This window comes from Luteimonas yanweni, assembly GCF_039548475.1.
Lineage (GTDB): Bacteria > Pseudomonadota > Gammaproteobacteria > Xanthomonadales > Xanthomonadaceae > Luteimonas.
In genome coordinates, this window is the sequence record NZ_JBCLVC010000008.1 from 409,424 (window position 1) to 429,152 (window position 19,729).

Sequence of the window (19,729 nt, forward strand, 5' to 3'; positions counted from 1 at the left end):
GCTGGATCGGCCGTGGTTGCGACCCCGTTGGCACGGACGGCCGCTCGCCCAGCCGCAGCCCTTGCAGGGCGCGTCATTCAACGATGCTGCAGGTCCCCCAGCGGATCCAGCCGCCTCCCGTCGCCGGGGTCGAAGAAATGCAGCTGCCCGACGGCCACCCGCAGCGGCAGCGCTTGGCCGGCACGCGGGAGAGCGCCGGGCGGCAGCCGTGCGACCAGCGCGTGCCCGGCAAGGTCCAGGTTGACGAAGACCTCGCTGCCCACCGGCTCGACCACGTCCACCCGCGCCTCGAAGACGACCCCCATATCGACATCGCCATCGACGGCATCGCCGGCGCGCAGCAGGTGCTCGGGCCGCAGGCCCATGTCCAGCTCCCGGCCCTCCCAGTCGGCGGGGACGCGCAGCCCCGGCAGCGGCACGCACAGGTCGCCATCGCCCAACAGGGCCGGCGCATCGCCAAGGCGCTCCAGGCGGCCCCGGATGACGTTCATCGCCGGACTCCCCAGGAACGTGGCCACGAACAGGTTCGCCGGCCGCTCGTACAGGGCCATCGGCGTGTCGACCTGCTGGATGCGGCCACCGTCGAGCACCACGATGCGCTGGCCCAGGGTCATCGCCTCAACCTGGTCGTGGGTCACGTAGACCATGGTGGTGCCCAGGCTGCGGTGCAGGCGCGCGATCTCCACCCGCATCGCCGCGCGCAGGCGGGCATCGAGATTGGACAGCGGCTCGTCGAGCAGGAAGACCTGCGGCTGCCGCACCAGCGCACGTCCAAGTGCCACCCGCTGCCGCTGGCCGCCCGAAAGCGCCGCCGGCTTGCGCTCGAGCAGGTCTTCCAGGCCCAGGGTTTTCGCGGCGCCGGCGACCCGCCGGGCGACCTCCGCCTTGCCCATGCCGCGCAGCTTCAGGCCGAAGGCCAGGTTCCCGGACACGCTCATGTGCGGGTACAGCGCATAGTTCTGGAACACCATGGCGATGTCCCGGTCTCGCGGGGCGACGTCGTTGACCACGCGGTCGCCGATGGTGATCGTGCCGCCGTCGACCGTCTCCAGGCCGGCGATCATCCGCAACAGGGTCGACTTGCCGCAGCCGGAAGGTCCCACCAGCACCAGCAACTCGCCGTCGCCGGCTTCGAAGCTCGCGTCGTGGACGGCGATGAAGCCGTCGGGATAGACCTTGCGGACCTGTTCGAGCCTGACCTGCGCCACCGCCACTCCCACTCCGGGTTTCCCCGTCGATGCGACAGCGGGGCCTGTGCGTTATCCTCGCAATGTAACCGTTTTCAGCGCATTCCTGCGCGCCGACCCTCCCGGAGCCCCCTGCCCCATGTCCGATTCCGCCGGTCCTGCTCGCGACCCCGTTTTCCCCGATGGTTTCCTCTGGGGCGCGGCCACCGCCGCACACCAGATCGAAGGCTCGCCGCTGGCCGATGGCGCCGGCCCCAGCATCTGGACGCGCTTCGCGCACACGCCGGGCATGACCCTCAACGGTGATACCGGCGACGTCGCCTGCGACCATTACAACCGCTGGAAGGACGACGTCGCGCTGATGCGCGAGCTCGGCCTGAAGGCCTACCGCTTCAGCGTGTCCTGGTCGCGCATCCATCCCGAGGGCACCGGCCGCGTCAACCGGAAGGGCCTGGACTTTTATTCGCGCCTGGTCGACGAGCTGCTGGCCAACGACATCGAGCCGCTGGCCACCCTGTTCCACTGGGACCTGCCCGCGGCGCTGGACGACCGCGGCGGCTGGCTCAACCGCGACTGCGCCGACTGGTTCGCCGAATACGGCACGACGCTCTACCGCGCGCTCGACGGCCGGGTGAAGAAGTGGGCCACGATCAACGAGCCTTGGGTGGTCACCGACGGCGGCTATCTGCACGGCGCGTTGGCGCCCGGCCACCGCAGCCGCTACGAAGCACCGATCGCCGCGCACAACCTGATGCGCGCGCATGGCGCGGCCGTGCAGGCCTACCGCGCGGAGGGCAAGCACGAGATCGGCCTGGTGGTGAACATCGAGCCGAAGCACCCGGCCAGCGACTCGGCCGAGGACGCCGCGGCCGTACGCCGCGCGCATGCGTACATGAACGAGCAGTTCCTGCACCCCGCGCTGCTCGGCCATTACCCGCCGGAGCTGAAGGAGATCTTCGGCGACGCCTGGCCGGACTGGCCGGCGGAGGATTTCGAGCTGATCCGGCAGCCCCTGGACTTCGTCGGCATCAACTATTACACCCGCAGCGTGACCGCCGCCGGCGACAGCTACCCGCTGAAGACCAGCGTGGTGCGGCAGCCGCTGGGCACCTATACCGAGACCTCGTGGGAAGTGTTCCCGCAGGGCCTGACCGACCTGCTGGTCTGGTTCAAGGACACCTACGGCGCGCTGCCGGTCTACATCACCGAGAACGGCGCCGCCTTCTTCGACCCGCCCACGGCCGAGGGTGGCCGCGTGCGCGACCCGCTGCGCATCGACTACCTGCGCAAGCACATCGGCGCGATCCGCGACGCGATCGATGCCGGGGTGGACGTGCGCGGCTACATGGCGTGGTCGCTGCTGGACAACCTGGAGTGGTCGCTCGGATACTCGAAGCGCTTCGGCATCGTGCACGTGAACTACGGCACGCAGGAGCGCACGCCCAAGGACAGTGCGCGCTGGTATTCCGACGTGATCGCCAGCAACGGACGCACGCTCTCCGACCCGCTTCCCTACTAGAGGATCCCGGCGCACGGCATGCATGCATTTTCCAGCCAGCGCCGGGGAGCCGCCGGATGAGTGCGACCGGCGCCAAGGGGGGCATCGAACCGCGCGACGGGGTCGAGTTCCAGGCGTTCCAGGACAGCACGCAGTGGGCCTGGGCGGCGGCCGTGACGCTGGCCGCGGCCCTGCGCCGCAGCCTGGAAGCCGAACCCAGGACGCGCCTGCTGCTGTCCGGTGGGCGCACGCCGGCGCCCGCCTACGCCGCGCTTGCGCGCGCCCCGCTGGACTGGGGCCGGATCGATGTCGCCCTGGTCGACGAACGCTGGCTGCTGCCCGACGATCCCGACAGCAACGCGCGCCTGGTGCGGGAGTCGCTGCTCGCCGACCGCGCCGTCGCCGCGCGCTTCGAGTCGATCACCCGCCCGGGGCGCAGCATCGAGGACGCGGTCACGGCCGCGAACATGCATGCCGCGCACCCGGCCGGAGTGGTCGTGCTGGGCATGGGCCAGGACGGCCATGTCGGTTCGCTGTTCCCGGACATGGCCGGGTTGGCCGCCGCCCTCGCCTCGCCGCGGCCCTACGTCGCCGTGGATGCCACCGGCTGCCCGGGCGCGGGCCCGTGGACGCGCCGCATAAGCCTGACGCCCGCGGGCCTGGCCCCGGCGCACACGCGGCTGCTGCTGATCCGCGGCACGCGCAAGCGCGAACTCCTCGACCGCGTACTGGGCGGCGACGACCCGATGGAATTCCCGGTGCGCATGGCCTTCCTCACGCCCGGCGCGCCGCTGCGGATCCTCTGGTGCCCCTGAGCGGGTATCGGCAGCTGCAGAGCGTCCGGGATACCGACGCGCGGCGGCCACGCAATGGCGCGGCCGGGCGCGCCATTGCGCTGGCGCCCGTCGTCAGCGCCCGCTTGCTGCACCTCCTATTTCGATCCGCGCCGGCACCTGCATGATCCGCAGCTCGCCGCCCTCCCACGAGGCCGGACGTCCGTTGATGGTGGTCGCGCCGGGCGCACCCTTGGCCCACGGCCATGGCAGCACCAGCCCACCGGCCGGTGGCTCCAGCCCGTCTTCGAGGTCCAGCACCAGCACGTCCGCGGTGCGGCGCAGCGAATAGGCCAGCGTGCCCCGTGGCGTGTCCAGGCCGCGCACGCCCACGCCGTCGTCGAGCCAGGCGGCAGGCACGCCGGCGGCCAGCACCAGGCTGTCGTCGGACTCGCGTGCGTAGGCGAACATGTCCAGCGCGGAGCGCACGAAGTCTGACGCCACCCACGCGTGCGGCAGGTCGCCCAGGAAGAACGGCTTGCGCGGCGTCGGCGTGACCACCTCGGCCCACTGGTTCCAGGCCGGCGGCGCGCGATCGTCAAGGAACCACTGCGCTGCGTCCCAGGCGCGTTCGCGCCAGCCCAGGCGCACGAAGGCGCCGACGTTGCGCCATTCGTAGGGCGTGTAGTCCTTCCATTCGCGCTCGCCGTCGCGGCGCTGGGCGAATTCGCGCCAGTAGCGCTCGAAAGTGTTGCGCACGCGATCGGCGGGCAGGTGGGCGAGCTCGCCTCCCGGCGCCAGCGCAATCGTGGTCGAGGTGGCGTCGAAATCGCCCAGTTCGGCCGCGCCGGGCAGGAAATCGATGCCGTGGCGGGCAGCGGCGGCGTCAAGCGAAGCCAGCAGGTCGGCGCGGAAGCGGTCGCGCGATGCGGCCATGCGCGCTGCGTCGGCATCCTTGCCCAGCGCCCGGGCCACGTGCACCGCGTCCTTGTAGCCACGCAGCGCCCAGAAGTTGTCCCAGTACGAGTGCATGGGCTTGGCCGAATAACCCTCGTGGCTGATCGAGGCCGGCATCATCCCGAAGAAGGCGGGATCGATGGCGCGGTTGGCTTCACTGCGTTCGCTCAGCGCCAGCGCCTCCATGTATTCGTGGGCGGCCAGGACGCGTGGCCACATGCGTTCGAGGAAGGCGTGGTCGCCGGTGTAGCGCCAGTACTCGGCGATGTTGAAGATCAATTCGCCATGGCTGTCGTTTTCCGGCACCGGGTCGCTGCCGCGGTCGTCGACGCAGCACGGCACCTTGCCAGTGTCGAACTGGAAGGGCGCGTACCACTCGACGTAATCACGTACGGCGTCGGCACGCCCCATCCGCAGCAATCCTTCGGAAATCATCGCGCCGTCGCGGATCCAGCTGCGCGAGTAGGAGCGCGTTCCCGGCTGCAGCCGCGGACCGACGCGCGAGATCAGCATGTGCGCGAGCGCGGTGCGCAGGCTGTCCGCCAGTGCACGGCCCTGCGGCGGCAGGTCCAGCTGCACCTGGTCGAGCCGGCCGCGCCAGTCGGCCGCGACCCGGTGCTGCAACTCTTCCCCGTCCCACCAGCGCCGCGCCGGGCCGCTGCCGCCGGTCATCGGCACCATCACGTCCACGCTGCCGACTTCGCCCGGCCCCAGCTTCATGCGATAGACCAGCGCCGCCGAGGCCAGGCCCGTCGGGTCGTCGATGACGCGCATGGTCGACGGCAGCTTGCCGGCGGCCAGGTGCTGCACGACATCGCCGGCGTCGAAGGCCGAGGCGAACGAGGCCGTGGGCACCTGCTTGGCGAACACGCGCGGCACGCCGGCCACCGACACCATGCCGCCGTCGACCGCGATGCCGCTGATCCGGCTGACGCCGCCGACGGTATTGAGGAACTGCGACGGCGGATTGACCTGCAGCGGTCGCGTGGCCAGCGCCAGCTGGAGCTCACGTGCGCGCCCGCTGGTATTGGCCAGGTGGTAGCGCAGCACCAGCTGCGAGCGCGCCGGCTCCCCGGCGGCGAACGCGGTGACCCGCAGCGAGAACCCGTCGTGGCGCCAGTCCACGCTCGGGATCGGCAGGTAACCGTCCTGCAGCGACTGCCGGGGTGCGGCGTCCGCCCAGGAGACCAGGCGACCGCCGGCGACCACGAAGGGCTCGATGCTGAAGCCGCCGCGGCCCACTTCGACCGCGCCGTCCTCGCCGATCAGGCCCTGCTGCAGCCCGCCGTCCAGGCCAAGGATGGTCCAGTACGGCTGCTCGCCACTGAAGCCGCGCGGATAGCGGCCGCGCGGCAGGTCCGCGGCCACGGCGCGTACGAAGTCGTTCGGGTGGGCGCTGAAGCCCAGCGGTCTGGCGGTGGCTTCGGCAAGCGCGAATTCCGGTCCCGGACCGGCCAATGCATCCAGCGCCACGTAGCGCGCTTCGGATTCCGGCAGCGCGATCCAGTCCCGGCCGCCGTCACCGTCGGCCACGTCGCGCGCATCCCGCCACGCGACGCCGTCGGCTGACAGCTGGATACGGTAGCGCGCGGCCTGCGCCCCTGGCAGCCAGTCGAGCACCAGGCCACCGAATTCGCGGACGCTGCCGAGGTCGAGCACCAGGCGCTGCCCGCCCGTGACCACCGGCGCGCGCCAGGCGCTGGATGGATCGCCATCGACCGCGGCGCCGGCGTCGCCCGCGGTGGCCAGCGCGGTCGCCGCCAGAGGGCTGTCGTCGGCGGGTGCAAGTTCGCTGAAGACGAGCTCGTCGAAACACACCGAGCCGCGGCCACCGACGCGGTTGTAGACCACGAGCTCCAGCTTCGCGCTGGCGTGCAGCACGGGATCCGGGCCCGGGCCCCAGGCCTTGCCGATGTGGCGCGCCTTGTACTGCGTCGGGGTCCAGCGGGCGGGCGGCTCGACCGAGGCCCGATTGACCCACCACACGTTGTCGCCGCTGGCGTCCACCAGCTTGAACTGCAGGTCGTTGGCGGGTGCATCGCCGCGAAGGCGCAGGTCGAAGCGGTAGTTTTCCGGATACTCCAGCGGCAGCGGGCGTTCGATGCCGGCATGGCCGGAGACGCCGTTGAAGTCGTAGTCCAGGCACAGCGCGCGGCCTTCGTCGCCCCCGGCAACCCGGATCGAGGCGCTGACCTGGTCGGATGCCACGGTGCTCCAGGCGCCCGCGTCCTCGAAGCCGTCCAGGAGTCTCGCAGACAGCGCTTCCTGCGCCGCGGCCGGGCCCATCGCCACGCTTGCCGCCAGCAGCACCACCCTCGCGATGCGACCGGCGTCCCCGCGCCGGCGCCTCTTTCCCTGGCCGCGCCCGCGCTCATGCCCGCCTCCGCAGCCGCCCGACACCGTGGAAGCCATCGTCTCCATCCTCCTCAACCTTTCACGCTGCCCATGAGCAGCCCCTGCATGTACCAGCGCTGCAGCACCAGGAACAGCAGCAGCACCGGCAGCACCGTGACCACGGCGCCGGCCATCATCATCTCCACGTCCATGATGTGCTCGCGCGACAGTGCCGCAAGTGCCACCGGCAGCGTGTACTGCTGCTGCTCGGCCAGCACGATCAGCGGCCACATGAAGTCGTTCCATGCCGCCATGAAGGTGAAGATCGCAAGCGTCACCAGCACCGGCTTCAGCATCGGCAACACCACCTGCACGAAGATGCGCACCTCGCCGGCGCCGTCGATCCGCGCGGCCTCGACCAGCGCGTCGGGGATCGAGCGCGCGTACTGGCGCACCAGGAAAATCCCGAACACGCCGGCCAGCGCCGGCACCACCACGCCGCCGAGGCTGTTGACCAGGCCTAGCTCCTTCATCAGCAGGAACAGCGGCAGCATCGCCACCTGGGCCGGTACCACCAGCGCCGCCAGCAACACTTGGAACAGGCGCTCGCGGCCACGGAAGCGGAGCTTGGCGAAGGCGTAGCCGGCGGCGGTGTTCACCACCAGCGAGCCGAGCGTGATCGCCAGCGACACCACCAGGCTGTTGGCGAAGGCGCGCCCGAAGCCGGTGCGCGCGAAGAGCTCGCGGTAGTTGTCCAGCGTGGTCGCGGCGGGCAGCAGCGGCGGCGGGAAGCGGCTCGCTTCGCCCATCGGCATGAACGACACCGAGACCATCCACGCCAGCGGCGCCAGCGCCAGCAGCGCGAACAGCAGCAGCGCGCCGTTGACCAGCAGCGCGTCCAGCCGCGTGCCACCGACCGACCGGCTCATACCAGGTCCCGCCGGCGCCCGGCGCGCAGCAGCAGCGTGGTCACGCCCAGGATCACCAGGAACAGCATGAAGGCCACCGCCGACGCGCGCCCGAGGTTCCACCATTTGAAACCTTCCTCGAACATGAAATACAGGACGCTCACGGTCGACTGCAGCGGGTCGCCGCGGGTCATGACGTAGGGCTCGGCGAAGAGCTGGAAATAGCCCGACACCGTGATCACCGCCACCACCAGCAGTACCGGCCCCAGCGACGGCAGGGTGATGTGCACCAGCTGCCGCCAGGTGGAGGCCCCGTCGATGCGCGCAGCCTCGTAGAGCTCGCGCGGAATCGCCTGCAGGCCGGCGAGCAGGATCACCATGTTGTAGCCGAAGTTCTTCCAGACCGCGAAGCCGATGATCGTCGGCATCGCCCACAGCGGATCGCCCAGCCAGTCGACCGGGCTGATGCCGATGTGTCCCAGCGCCCAGTTCACCAGGCCGTAGCTTGTGTGAAACAGGTAGCGCCAGATCACCGCCACCGCGACCAGCGTGGTCACCACCGGGGCGAACAGCGCGGTGCGGAAGAACGCCTTTCCGCGCGCGAGCTGCGAGTCGAGCAGCAGCGCCGCGGCCAGCGACACCGCGATTGAAAGCGGCACGCCGACCACCACGAAGTAGCTCGTGTTCCACAGCGCCTTCCAGAAGATCGGCGTGCGCAGCAGGTCGATATAGTTGTCGAGCGCGACGAAGCGCAGGTTCTCCGGGTCGGCCAGCGCATAGAGGTCGAAGTCGGTCAGGCTCAGCAGCAGCGCCGAGGCCACCGGCAGCGCGAAGAACACGCCCAGCACCAGCAGCGCCGGCGCCACGAAGACCCAGCCCGCGGCGTCAGCGCGCATCAACGCGCTCCTGCGCCAGGATCCAGCGGCGCTTGGCGAGGATGGCGTCGACGCTGGCATCCAGTTCGCGCACGGCCTGGTCCTGCGCCAGCCCGCCGCGCACCACGCGTTCGGTCACCAGGCGCATTTCCTGCGCGATGCGCTCCCACTCCAGCACCTTGGGCGTGGGCTCCACGCGCTCCAGCTGGTCGCGGAACGCGGCCGCCAGTGGATCGCCGGCGAGTTCAGGATGCTCCCAGGCGCTGCGGCGCGGCGGCAGGTTGCCGCTGAGAGCGTGGAAGCGGCGCTGCACGCCGGGCCGCGAGAGGTATTCCACCAGCAGCCACGCGGCATCGCCCTGCGTGCCGCCACGCGGCAGCACCAGGCTGGTCCCACCCGCGATGCCCGCACCCGGTCCGTCGGGGCCGGGCAGCGGCATCGTCCCCCACGCGTCCGCAAGCTCCGCCGGCGCGCGCCTGCGGAACTCGCGGATGTTCCATGGCCCCGACAGGTAGAACGCGTTGTAGCCGCGGAAGAACTCGTCCCAGACATTGGAGATCTGGGTCTCGGAAAGCACCGGCGCCCAGCCCTCGTCGAACATCCGCACGTAGAACGCCAGCGCATCGCGGAAGCCGGGGCTGTCGAAATTGCCGCGGGTGCCGCGCTCGCGCAGCAGCGGATCGGGCTGCTGCAGGGCCAGCGACAGCTGCGGCTCGAATTCGTTGAGCGGCAACAGGATCGCGTAGCGGCCCGGCCCGACATGGCGCTTGACCGCGGCCATCGCCGCCGCCCATTCGTCCCAGGTGCGCGGCAGCGCGGCAACGCCGGCGTCGCGCAGGATGTCCTTGCGGTAGAACAGCAGCCGGGTATCGACGTACCAGGGCACGCCGAGCACCGTGTCGTCGATGACGTTGGTGTCGCGGATGCCGGGGAAATAGTCGTCCGGATCGATCGTGCCGGAGGCATCGATCCGCGCCTGCAGGGGCTCGAGCGCGCCGAGCGCGGCGAACTCCGGTATCCAGGTGTTGCCCAGCTGCAGCAGGTCGGGCATGGCGTCGGCGGCATAGGCGGTAAGCAGTTTCTCGTGCGCCGCGCTCCAGGGCACCGCCTGCAGCTCGACGCGCACGCGCGGGTGCTCGCGCTGGAAATCCGGCAGCAGCTGCGCGACGAGTTCGGCTTCGCGGCCCATGGCCCAGAAGCGCACCGTGGTCGTTGCGTCGCCAGCCTCGCGCGCGCAGCCTGCCGCCAGGCCGGCCACCGCCGCCAGCAGCAGGACGACCGCGAGGCCGGTGTGGAACCGCGCCATCCCCGCTCAGCCGGCCGGCGGCGAAGGCGGCGCATCGCGGCCTGCCGGCACCAGGCTGGCATCCGCGGCGCCCTCGCCCGCCGCGCCTTCGCCGGTGGCGGCCCCGTTCGGCGCCTCCGCCCCCGCGCGCGTTGCAGCCTCGTCCTGGGCCTGCAGCTCCGCGAGCCAGCCGCCGGTGAAGCCCGCGCGCTCCAGGCCGGCGCGGATGTATGGATTGCGCTTCATCACGTTCCAGACGAACTCGTGCCGGTAGTTGGCGATGCCGATCAGGATGGGTCCCTGGTCGATGCCGATGTAGTCGCTGGCCACCCAGCCCTTGCCGGGGACGATGCGCCCGGTCTTGAGCGGGATGTCGTAATCGAAGCTGGGGTTGAACGAATCCAGGAAGCCGTAGCTGGAGTAGAGGTATTCACCATGCTGCTCGACCAGCGCCTGCGTGGCCGGGATCACCAGCTCGGGCGCGAAGGGCAGCGAGGCGATCGCCGCGGTCGGCGCGATCGTGCCGTCGTCGAAGGCGACCGCGATGCCGGCACCGCGAGCGCTGTAATGGCGGAACTCGCGCATCACGCCGTCGTACTCCTGGTCGGTGCGCTGCGGCCCGTCGCTCGCCGTCAGGCCCCAGATGTCGGCGCCATAGCCCTTCCAGCCCAACGGGTTCTCGATCGCGTACGAGCGCTGGGCGTAGGTGGCACGCCGCGAATTCTCGAAATAGTCGATGCCGCGGCCGCGCATGTAGGCGTCGCGGATGCCGCGGAAGTCGATCCAGGCGTGCGTGTACTGGTGGCCGAACTGCGGCGCGAAGCTGAGGTACTCCTGGCCCTGGAAGATTCCCCAGCTGTCGTCGTAGGTTCGCGTCCAGGCCTTCCAGGCCTCCGCTTCGATCGGATGCGTGGGCGAGGCCAGCGCCAGGATGTAGACCAGCATCGCCTCGTCGTAACCCGTCCAGTCGTGCTCGATGAAGCCGCGCTCGGGATACCAGCCCATCGAGACCAGCGGCGGCCGCTGCTGCAGCCAGGGCCACTCGATGCGCCGGTACAGTTCGTCGGCGACCTCGCGGATCCGCTGCTCGCGCGGATCGTCGCCGTCGTAATAGCTCTGCGCGAACAGCACGCCCAGCATCATCAGGCCGGTGTCGACGCTTGAAAGCTCCACCCATGGCTCGTAGCGGTGGCCGCTGCGCATGTCGAGGAAGTGGTAGAAAAACCCGCGATGGCCGATGGTGCCGGTCTCTTCCGGCCCCTGCGGCGATTCAAGCAGGAACTCCAGCGTCAGCAGGGTCCGGTCGACCGCCTGGCGCCGGCTGATCCAGCCGTTCTCGATCCCGATCGGATACGCCGTCAGCGCGAAGCCGATCGCCGCCACGCTTGCGAACGGACGCGACGGGAAGCGGTCGGGCGTCATGCCGTTGCGCTCGTCGGTGGTGTCCCAGAAGAACTGGAAGGTGCGCTTCTCGATGTCGTCGAACAGCGGCGGCAGCTGCCCGGCCGCCGGCGGCTGCGCGTCGGGCGGCGGCGCGGTCACCACGACCTCCTCGATCGGCCCCGGCCGCGGCGGCGGCACCTCCGATTCCGGCGCGTCCCGCCCGCAAGCCGCGAACAGAAGCACGGCAAACAGGGGCAGGACGCATTTCAGACGATGGAATCGGTTGGCTCGCATTGCCTGGATCGGCTCCTACCAGTCGAAGCCCAGGGACAGCTTGAACATCCTCGGCGGCCACACGGTGCTGTTGCCGTTGCGGCGGCCGAATTCAGGGTCTGGATTCCCCGGATTGCCGCGGCCGGTGTTGTAGTCGATGTGGTTCTGCCAGTTGAACACGTTGAGCACGTCGCCGCGGACCCGGAACCTGATGTCGGTGCCGGTCTCCCAGACTTTCTGGATCGCGATGTCGAACTGCTTGAAGCCGATCGAGCCATCCGGGATGAACTCGTCGAAATAGCAGTTGCCGGGGACGTCGACGTCGTAGCAGTTGACCGAGTCCTTCGGCGACGGGCTCGCCAGCGTCAGTTTGCTGGAGAAGGTGACGCCGGCCCACTCCGCGATGCCGGTCGCGACCAGGCGATGCTTCGGCACGCCGACCGCGGTCAGGAACCTCTGCCCGGCCAGGTCCGGGGCGTCGAACAGGTAGTGCTCGTCCGCATTGGCCGCGTTGAAGCGGTTCTCCTTCGCGTCGCTGTAGGTGTAGGCGACCGTCAGGCTCCAGGGCGACTCGCTGGTGAAGGGCTTGTCGAGCGAGAACAGCAGCGAGTTCAACTTCGTCTCGATGCCGTTGTCGGCGATGATCAGCGTGCCGTAGCCGGGGATCGGTTGCCCCCAGGGTTGCCCGCCCCAGGTCGCGTCGGGATTGGCCGGGTCGCGGAAGCTGCCGTCCGGCCAGCGGTTGCCGAGGGTGAACAGGATTCCTTCGTAGCTGCGCACGTGGGCGAGCGTGGTCGAGGTGTTCCAGTCGTTTCCGCCCAGCGTGAAGCTGTTGCGGATGCCGATGCTGAGCTGGTCCGAGTACGGCGTTTCGAGGTCGTTGTTGATCAGGTTGACCTCGGCACCCAGGTTCGGATTGTCGGCGACCAGCGCGTAGAGGTTCTGGATGTCGAAGTACGCCGGATCCCACTCCAAGCACGTGGGTCCCGCCGCCGAGCAGTCATGTGCCGGCGTGTCGAAGAAATAGGTGTAGCCGGGGAAGGTGTTCTTGGTCTGTTCCAGCGCCAGGTAGTCGAACAGGTTGCGGTCGTAGGACCGGCCGATGCCGCCGAACAGCACGTGGCGCTGGTCGGCGAAGAGGTCGTACGAGAAGCCCAGCCGCGGCGCCCAGTTGTCCTTGTCGGGGCTGCGGTTGCGCCCGTTGCTGATGTAGTCCTCGATGTCGTAGTCGACATTCGGCCCCTGCAGGTTCGGCCAGGCCCTGAGGGCGGCCGCCAGGTCCGCGGGCGTGACGAAGTCCTCGAACGCGGGCGTCTCCTCGTAGTCGTAGCGGATGCCGGCGTTGAGGATCAGCTTCTCGTTCACCTGCCAGTCGTCCTGCAGGTAGATGCCGAACTGCCTGTTGTCCGAACGCACCGCGCGGTCGTCCACGCCGCCCAGCGGCGCGCCGAACTCCACGCGCCAGGGCACGAACGCGTCGACACTGGTGCGCCCGGCCGCCAGGTTCTCGTAGTAGTCCACCCGGTACTGGGCGTTGTAGGGCTGCTGCTCCAGCGATTCGACATCCACCGACTTCAGCTTGATGCCGGCCTTGATCGTGTGCGCCTCGAATCCGGTGAACGTGAAGTCGTTCTGCAGCGAATGGCCCTTCTGTCCCTTGTTCTGGTAATCGCGGCCGCCCCCCAGGTTGAGGATGGTGTTGCCGTCGCCCTGGCTGACCAGGTTGTTGCGGATGTCCAGACCGGGGCCGATGGTGATCGGCCGCGGGCTCCAGAAATCGTCCTCCGAGGTCAGGTGGAAGTCGTTGATCCAGGTATCACCGGTCCACTGCCAGCGCAGGTCGATGCGGGTGCTGTCGTTGGTCTTGCTGGAGCCGTACGAAGGCGTGTTGGGACCGTCGCCGATTCCCTGCAGCTCCTCTTCGTCGCGGCGCCTGACCGACAGGTCGAGCATGTGGTCGTCGCTGGCATACCAGGTGAGCTTGCCGAAATACATGTCCTGCTGGAACGGGGCGGTGTACGACCCGAGGTTGGCGGCGAGCTCCGGCGTCAGGTGCGCCGGATTGAAGGCCGTGTCCCCGATCCGGACGTCGCGCGGGCGGTCGATTTCCTTGGCCTCGTAGGTGACGAAGAAGAACAGCCGGTCGCGGACAATCGGGCCGCTGAAGGCGATGCCGTACTGCTCCTCGCTCGATGGGACCTTCGCGCCGTCCACCTCCTCGCGCAGGGTCTTCGAGCGCCAGGTGTCGGATGTGTAGTCGCGGAAGAAGCTGCCTTCGAACTCGTTGCTGCCCGAGCGCGTCACCGCGGTGACCGCGGCGCTGCTGATCTGGTCGTATTCCGCCTTGTAGTTGGAGGTGATCACCTTGTACTCGCCGATCGCGAGCTGCGGGAAGGGGTTGCCGCTGGTGGAGTCCTGGCCGCTGACGCCGCCCTTGAGCACGTAGTTCTTCTGGCCGACGCCGTCGATGAAGACGTTGATGCCGTTCGAACTCTGGGCCCCGCCGCGCAGCTTGGTGGAGCCGTCGGACCCGGTCTCGAAGATCATTCCCGGCACCGTGTCCGCGAAGGCGAGGAAGTTGCGCGAGGCCTGGGGCAGCGCCTCGATCTGGCGTTGCGAGACGTACGTGGCGACCTCGGAGGTGCGTGCCTCTAGCAATGCCGGCGCGGTGACGCTGACGGTCTCCATCTCCGTCATTCCGTCCGCGGGGGCGGCTTCGGCGACGCCGCCCGCCTGCAGGTCGAGCGTCGCTGTCTGGCCGATGCGCAGGGACACGTCCTGGCTGCTGGCCTGGCCGCCTGCCTGCACTTCGACCCGGTAGGTGCCTGGCGGCAGGCCGGCCAGGCTGTAGCTGCCGTTGCTGGCCTGCACGCTGCGCGTAAGCCCGGTTGCCGTATTGGTCACCGTCACCGTGGCCTCCGGCGCTGGCGCCGAATCGACCATGACCTGGCCACGCAGCGTGGCGCTGGTCGACTGGGCCATGGCAGGTGCGGACAGCAGCATGGCCGCGGCCAGTGCGCAGCAGAGCAGCGAGCGTCGCGGGCCGCGGTTCCGCGGCTGGTTGTGATGCTGGTTCATGGCGTGTCCCCTCCCAGGGCGGTCTGGCGATTGACGATCGGCGGCCGCGGCCGCGAGCGGATGTTCAGGAACTGTCATGGGAAAGAGCGTGAATGCGGCGTGCAGCACTGGACGCACGCACCACCAGGGTCGGCGACAGCGCGGCGCCAGGCGCGGTGGCGGAACGCGCGGAATCCGCCCCCGGAAACTCCAGCAGCGCCGTCAGCGCACGCCCGCCCAGCTCGGCGATGTCGACCCGCATGGTGGTGAGCGCGGGATGGACGTAGCGCGCCAGGGGGATGTCGTCGAAGCCGGCCAGCGCGACGTCGCCCGGCACGTCCATGCCGGCCGCGGCGAAGGCCTGCAGGCAGCCGACCGCCATCGCATCGTTGGCGGCGAACACCGCGTCCGGCAGGCCTCCTTCCCCCAGCAGCTGGCTGGCAGCGCGCGCGCCCGACGCTTCGCCGAAATCGCCCGGCAGCACCCGCGGCATGCCGCCGGGAACGCTGGCGGCCAGTTCGTCGCCGTAGCCCCGCTGGCGCTCCCGGGCGTCATGGTTGTCCGCCGGGCCGGACACGAAGGCGATCCGGCGATGCCCGTTGGCCACCAGGTGCCGCACCATCGCCCGCGCGCCGGCGTAGCCGTCCACGGCGACGGCAGGCCATGTGCCACCCGGGTCGACGGTATTGATCAGCACGGCGGGCAGCGCGGGCGTCAGGTGTCCGGCAAGGAAGCGTGAACCCTCGTCGGTCGGCGCCATCACCAGCACGCCGTCGACGCGCCCGCGCATCGCCTGCAGGGCCGCGCCCTGCTCCGCCGGGTCGCCGTGGTCGCTGGACACCAGGAGGTGCAGGCCATTGGCGCGCGCCACCTGGCCGATGCCGCGGATCAGTTCGGAGAAGAACTCGCCGTGCAGGTCCGGCAGCACCACGCCCACGGTGCGGGTGCGCCGGCTGCTCAGTGCACGCGCGGCCTGGTGCGGGGCGTAGTCGAGTTCGCGGGCGACCCTGAGCACGCGCTCGCGCACGGCGGGGGCAACGCTGCCCTGGCCGTTCACGGCCCGCGACACGGTGGCCACCGACACCCCGGCTTCGCGCGCGACATCCTTGATCGTGATCGCCATCGACCCTCGCCCCTGCCTGGACCGGATCAAATGTAAACGTTTACATCCCGCGCCGGCAAAGGCCGCGCGTGCTGCGCCGCAGCAGCGGGCCGCGTGCCGCGGCCGGCGTACGGACGCGTCCCGACCGCGGGGTTCAGGGCAGGACGCGCCGGAACGGACGCACTTCGACGCTGCCGTAGACGCCCGCTTCGACATAGGGATCGGCGTCGGCCCAGGCCTTCGCCGCGTCCAGCGACTCGAAGCGCGCGATCACGATGCTGCCGCTGAAGCCGGCCGGCCCCGGGTCTTCGGAATCGATCGCCGGGCAGGGACCGGCCACCAGCAGGCGGCCTTCGTCGCGCAGCGCGTGCAGTCGCGAAAGGTGCGCGCCGCGCGCCGCGGCCCGCCTGTCCAGCACGTCCGGGCCGTCACGCCCTTCGATCGCATACCACATCGGTCACGCTCCACTCGCGGCAATGGCCGACATCCTAGCCGCAACCGGCGATGAAGCCGCGACAGCGCAGGCTGGACAATCCATATTCCCTGCCCGTACCCTGAAGCCCGGTTCCGGATGCCGGAACGCAGCGGCGGCGCGATCCCGGCCCGTCCTGCCCCCACCGGCCGGCCCATGACTTCACTGCCACCGCATCGCCACGGCGCCCGCCGTCGCGCCCGGCCGGAGTGGTCAGGCTGCACTACCCGCGGCTTCCGCTGCACAGACGTGTTCCGCGGTTCCATGCCGGAGCCCGGTGCGTGACGTCCCACAGTTCCAGTGGCCCGGAGGGGGCCGCGACCCGATGACCCAAGCCGGTTCACACACCGCCGCCGCCACCGCGCCCGACGCCCACGCGTCCGGGAGCCATCCGCTGCAGCAGGAAATGCCGCTGGCGATGGTGCACGGCCAGCCGCTGCTCCAGGTGCCGCAGGACCTGTACATCCCGCCGGACGCGCTCGAGGTCATCCTCGAGGCCTTCGAAGGGCCGCTCGACCTGCTGCTGTACCTGATCCGCCGCCAGAACCTCGAGATCCTCGACATTCCGGTGGCCGAGATCACGCGCCAGTACGTCGCCTACATCGACGTGATGCAGGAGCTGCGCTTCGAACTGGCCGCCGAATACCTGGTCATGGCCGCCATCCTGGCCGAGATCAAGTCGCGGATGCTGCTGCCGCGGCCGCCCGCGGAGGACGGCCTGGAGGACGACCCGCGGGCCGACCTCGTCCGCAGGCTGCAGGAATACGAGCGCTTCAAGCAGGCCGCGGAGGACATCGACACCCTCCCCCGCCAGGACCGCGACACCAGCATCGCCAGCGCGCATGTCCCCGAGCGCGCCGAGGTGCGCCTGCCCCCGCCGGTGGACCTGCGCGAGATGCTGATGGCCCTGCACGACGTGCTCAAGCGCGCCGAGCTGTTCACCGGGCATGCCATCAAGCGCGAGGCGCTGAGCGTGCGCCAGCGCATGGGCGAGCTGCTTTCGCGCCTGGGCGACGGCGCCTTCCACCGCTTCGAGCAGCTGTTCGAGGCGCGCGAAGGCCGGCTGGGCGTGGTGGTGACCTTCCTGTCGATCCTCGAGCTCGCCAAGGAGCAGCTGCTCGAAGTGGTGCAGGAGGAGGCCCTCGGGCCGATCTACGTCAAATCGCTGGCCGTGGCCCGTGCCGACGACCCGCCTCTGGAGTTCGCAAGCGAATTCGACGACGCCCCCGGCGCTGCCGCGGACGATGCCCCCGCGGCACGCTGACGCAGCGCCTTCCGCAACAGGACGCACATGGATCCACAACTGATCAAACGCATCGTCGAGGCCGCCCTGCTGGCCAGCAGCCAGCCGCTGACGGTGGTCCAGCTCAACGGCCTGTTCCCGCTGGACGAGCCGGCGCCCGACGGTGGCGTGGCGCGGGCGCTCGAGGCGCTGCAGCAGGATGCCGCCGATCGCGGCGTGGAGCTGGTCGAGGTCGCCTCGGGCTGGCGCTATCAGGTCAAGGCCGACGTCCACGCCTGGGTGGCGCGCCTGTGGACCGAACGCCAGGTGAAGTACACCCGCGCCACGCTGGAGACCCTGGCGCTGATCGCATACCGCCAGCCGATCACCCGCGGCGAGATCGAACAGGTGCGCGGCGTGGCCACCAACAGCAACATCATCAAGGCGCTGGAAGAGCGCGAGTGGATCCGCGTGGTCGGCCACCGCGACATGCCCGGCCGGCCGGAGCTCCTGGGCACCACCAAGGGTTTCCTCGACTACTTCGGCCTCAAGCGCCTGGACGAACTGCCGCCGCTGTCGGAGCTGAAGGATTTCGGCGAGCTGGAGCCGCAGCTACGCTTCGAGCCGGAAGCGAAGGATGCCGCCGACCGCGAAGGCGAGCCCATGCCGGTCGGCGACATCGCCACCGGAACCGAAACTGGAACTGGAACTGGAATCGACACCGAAACCGACACCGAAACCGCCGGAGCCGTGGACGCCACGGACGCCGGATCACGCCTGCCGCACGACGCGGCACAACAACAAGAAGATGCCCTCGCCGTTGACGGCGACAGCACCGGAGTGGAACAGGAATGACACAGGACAAGACGGGCGGCCGCAAGCTGTCGCTCAAGCGCAACACCACCGCGGGCAACGATCCCGCCGCCGACACCGATGCCCCGCGCCTTGAAGAACGCCTGCACAAAGTGCTGGCACAGGCCGGCCTCGGTTCCCGCCGCGCGCTCGAACAGCGCATCGCGGACGGCCTGGTGAAGGTCAACGGCGAAACCGCGCAGGTCGGCATGAGCGTCGGCGGCGGCGACCGCGTCGAGCTCGACGGCAAGACCTTCGTTGCCAGCGCGCTGACCGAACCGGCGCGCGTGCTGCTCTACAACAAGCCCGAAGGCGAAGTCACCACGCGCGAGGACCCCGAGGGCCGGCCCACGATCTTCGACTCCCTGCCCGCGCTGAAGGGCGCGCGCTGGATCGCGATCGGCCGCCTGGACATCAACACCACCGGCCTGCTGCTGCTCACCACCGACGGTGAGCTGGCGAACGCGATGATGCATCCCTCGTTCGAACTCGAGCGCGAATACGTGTGCCGCGTGCGCGCCCCCGAAGGCCATGACACGGTGCCGGAAGGCGTCGTCGACCAGCTCCGGCGCGGCGTCGCGCTGGACGACGGCCCGGCGAAGTTCGACGACATCAAGCGCATCGGCGGCACCGATTCCAACGAGTGGTTCCAGGTGATGCTGAAGGAAGGCCGCAACCGCGAAGTGCGCCGCCTGTGGGAGTCGCAGGGCTGCCAGGTGAGCCGCCTCAAGCGCGTCCGCTACGGGCCGGTCGAACTGCCGCAGCCGCTGCTGCGCGGGCAATCGCAGGAGATGGTGGATGACAGGGTCCAGTCCCTGCGCAGCAAGCTCGGGCTCGAGGACGGCGCCCCGGCCGCGCTGACGCTGCAGCCGGTGATCGGCCAGCGCCGCGCGGCCAAGTCCACCGTGCAGGTGGGTGGCCAGCACCGCAGCCACGGCTATGTCGGTGGCCACACCACGGCCGATGAAGGCCGCGAGCTGCGCCGCTTCGACCACGTCCGCGAAGACCGCGGCCGCCGCGGCCAGCGCAAGCCTTCGGGCGGACTCACGGTCACCGGCGAGGCGGCGGCGCGGCAGTCGCACAACCCGCTGAAGCAGCGCAAGGACAAGCGTGCCCTGCCCGAGGGCAACCCGGCCGCGTTCCGCAGCTGGTACGTGCCCGATGGCGTCGACACCGGCCCGACCGGGCACCGCAACGCGGGGCCGGGCGCAGGCAAGCCCGCCGGCCGCAAGCCGGGGGGCGGTCGCCCTGGCGGCACGGGGCGGCCCGCGCGCGCCGGCAGCCCCTATGGCAATGCGCCGGTGTTCCCCTCCGACCATGCAACGCCGGGCGCCGGTCCCCGTGGTCCCGGCGCGGGACGTGGACGTCCGGGCGGCGCCGCCGGTGCGGGCAGGCCTGGCGGCAAGCCCGGCGGTGCCGGCAGGCCGGGCGGCGGCAAGCCCGGCGCCGGACGCCCGGCGGGTGGGCGCCCGGGTGGCGGCCGCCCCGCGGGCCCGGGCGGCAATCGTGGGCCCCGCGGCGGTGGCGGTGGCGGGCGGCGCGGCGCCTGAG

General features: G+C 70.3%; 13 protein-coding genes and 1 pseudogene. 5 read left to right on the plus strand and 9 right to left on the minus strand.

All coding sequences use genetic code 11. The annotated features are described in order from the left end of the window. Positions 1-77: 77 nt before the first annotated feature. Positions 78-1,208, minus strand: a complete 1,131-nt coding sequence (locus WCE39_RS05875; protein WP_343275752.1) for an ABC transporter ATP-binding protein — start codon at positions 1,206-1,208, stop codon at positions 78-80. 118 nt (positions 1,209-1,326) lie between these two features. Here WCE39_RS05875 and WCE39_RS05880 point away from each other — a divergent pair, with 118 nt between their 5' ends. Continuing rightward, positions 1,327-2,706: a GH1 family beta-glucosidase gene (locus tag WCE39_RS05880; protein ID WP_343275753.1), complete on the plus strand. Its 1,380-nt coding sequence runs from the start codon at positions 1,327-1,329 to the stop codon at positions 2,704-2,706. A 56-nt stretch (positions 2,707-2,762) separates the two neighbouring features. Further along, the gene (gene pgl, locus WCE39_RS05885; RefSeq protein WP_343275754.1) at positions 2,763-3,500 is read left to right on the plus strand and encodes a 6-phosphogluconolactonase; all 738 of its coding nucleotides are present in this window, start codon (positions 2,763-2,765) and stop codon (positions 3,498-3,500) included. Positions 3,501-3,593: 93 nt separating this feature from the next. Here pgl and WCE39_RS05890 read toward each other — a convergent pair whose 3' ends face one another. The 8 genes from WCE39_RS05890 to WCE39_RS05925 all read right to left on the minus strand — a co-directional run bounded on the left by WCE39_RS05890 (position 3,594) and on the right by WCE39_RS05925 (position 16,086). Next, positions 3,594-6,719, minus strand: a complete 3,126-nt coding sequence (locus tag WCE39_RS05890) for a discoidin domain-containing protein (RefSeq protein WP_452299570.1) — start codon at positions 6,717-6,719, stop codon at positions 3,594-3,596. A gap of 122 nt (positions 6,720-6,841) precedes the next feature. Further along, positions 6,842-7,678: a carbohydrate ABC transporter permease gene (locus WCE39_RS05895; RefSeq protein ID WP_343275755.1), complete on the minus strand. Its 837-nt coding sequence runs from the start codon at positions 7,676-7,678 to the stop codon at positions 6,842-6,844. Further along, on the minus strand, positions 7,675-8,553 hold the full coding sequence (locus WCE39_RS05900; protein ID WP_343275756.1) for a carbohydrate ABC transporter permease: 879 nt from the start codon (positions 8,551-8,553) through the stop codon (positions 7,675-7,677). The genes WCE39_RS05895 and WCE39_RS05900 overlap by 4 nt, the downstream gene beginning before the upstream one ends. Beyond that, the gene (locus WCE39_RS05905; RefSeq protein ID WP_343275757.1) at positions 8,543-9,838 is read right to left on the minus strand and encodes a sugar ABC transporter substrate-binding protein; all 1,296 of its coding nucleotides are present in this window, start codon (positions 9,836-9,838) and stop codon (positions 8,543-8,545) included. Before WCE39_RS05905 ends, WCE39_RS05900 begins: the two co-directional genes overlap by 11 nt. 6 nt (positions 9,839-9,844) lie before the next feature. Continuing rightward, positions 9,845-11,494, minus strand: coding sequence for a glucoamylase family protein (locus WCE39_RS05910; protein ID WP_449283990.1), 1,650 nt, complete (start codon positions 11,492-11,494; stop codon positions 9,845-9,847). 15 nt (positions 11,495-11,509) lie between these two features. Next, positions 11,510-14,551 (minus strand): TonB-dependent receptor, encoded by a 3,042-nt coding sequence (locus WCE39_RS05915; RefSeq protein WP_343275758.1) that lies wholly within the window; start codon positions 14,549-14,551, stop codon positions 11,510-11,512. Between the two features lie 64 nt (positions 14,552-14,615). Beyond that, a complete protein-coding gene (locus tag WCE39_RS05920) occupies positions 14,616-15,653 on the minus strand; it encodes a LacI family DNA-binding transcriptional regulator (RefSeq protein ID WP_343275759.1) in 1,038 nt (345 codons plus the stop codon). Positions 15,654-15,786: 133 nt separating this feature from the next. After that, on the minus strand, positions 15,787-16,086 hold the full coding sequence (locus WCE39_RS05925; protein ID WP_343275760.1) for a YciI family protein: 300 nt from the start codon (positions 16,084-16,086) through the stop codon (positions 15,787-15,789). Between the two features lie 424 nt (positions 16,087-16,510). On the opposite strand from WCE39_RS05925, the gene WCE39_RS05930 reads away from it, so the two are divergent. The 3 genes and pseudogenes from WCE39_RS05930 to WCE39_RS05940 all read left to right on the plus strand — a co-directional run bounded on the left by WCE39_RS05930 (position 16,511) and on the right by WCE39_RS05940 (position 19,728). Next, positions 16,511-17,368 (plus strand): segregation and condensation protein A, encoded by an 858-nt coding sequence (locus tag WCE39_RS05930; protein ID WP_343275973.1) that lies wholly within the window; start codon positions 16,511-16,513, stop codon positions 17,366-17,368. Between the two features lie 27 nt (positions 17,369-17,395). Continuing rightward, positions 17,396-17,941 (plus strand): annotated as a pseudogene (scpB, locus tag WCE39_RS05935) (SMC-Scp complex subunit ScpB); the annotation flags it as partial. 236 nt (positions 17,942-18,177) lie between these two features. After that, positions 18,178-19,728: a pseudouridine synthase gene (locus WCE39_RS05940; RefSeq protein ID WP_343275761.1), complete on the plus strand. Its 1,551-nt coding sequence runs from the start codon at positions 18,178-18,180 to the stop codon at positions 19,726-19,728. The last annotated feature ends 1 nt before the right edge of the window (position 19,729 follow it).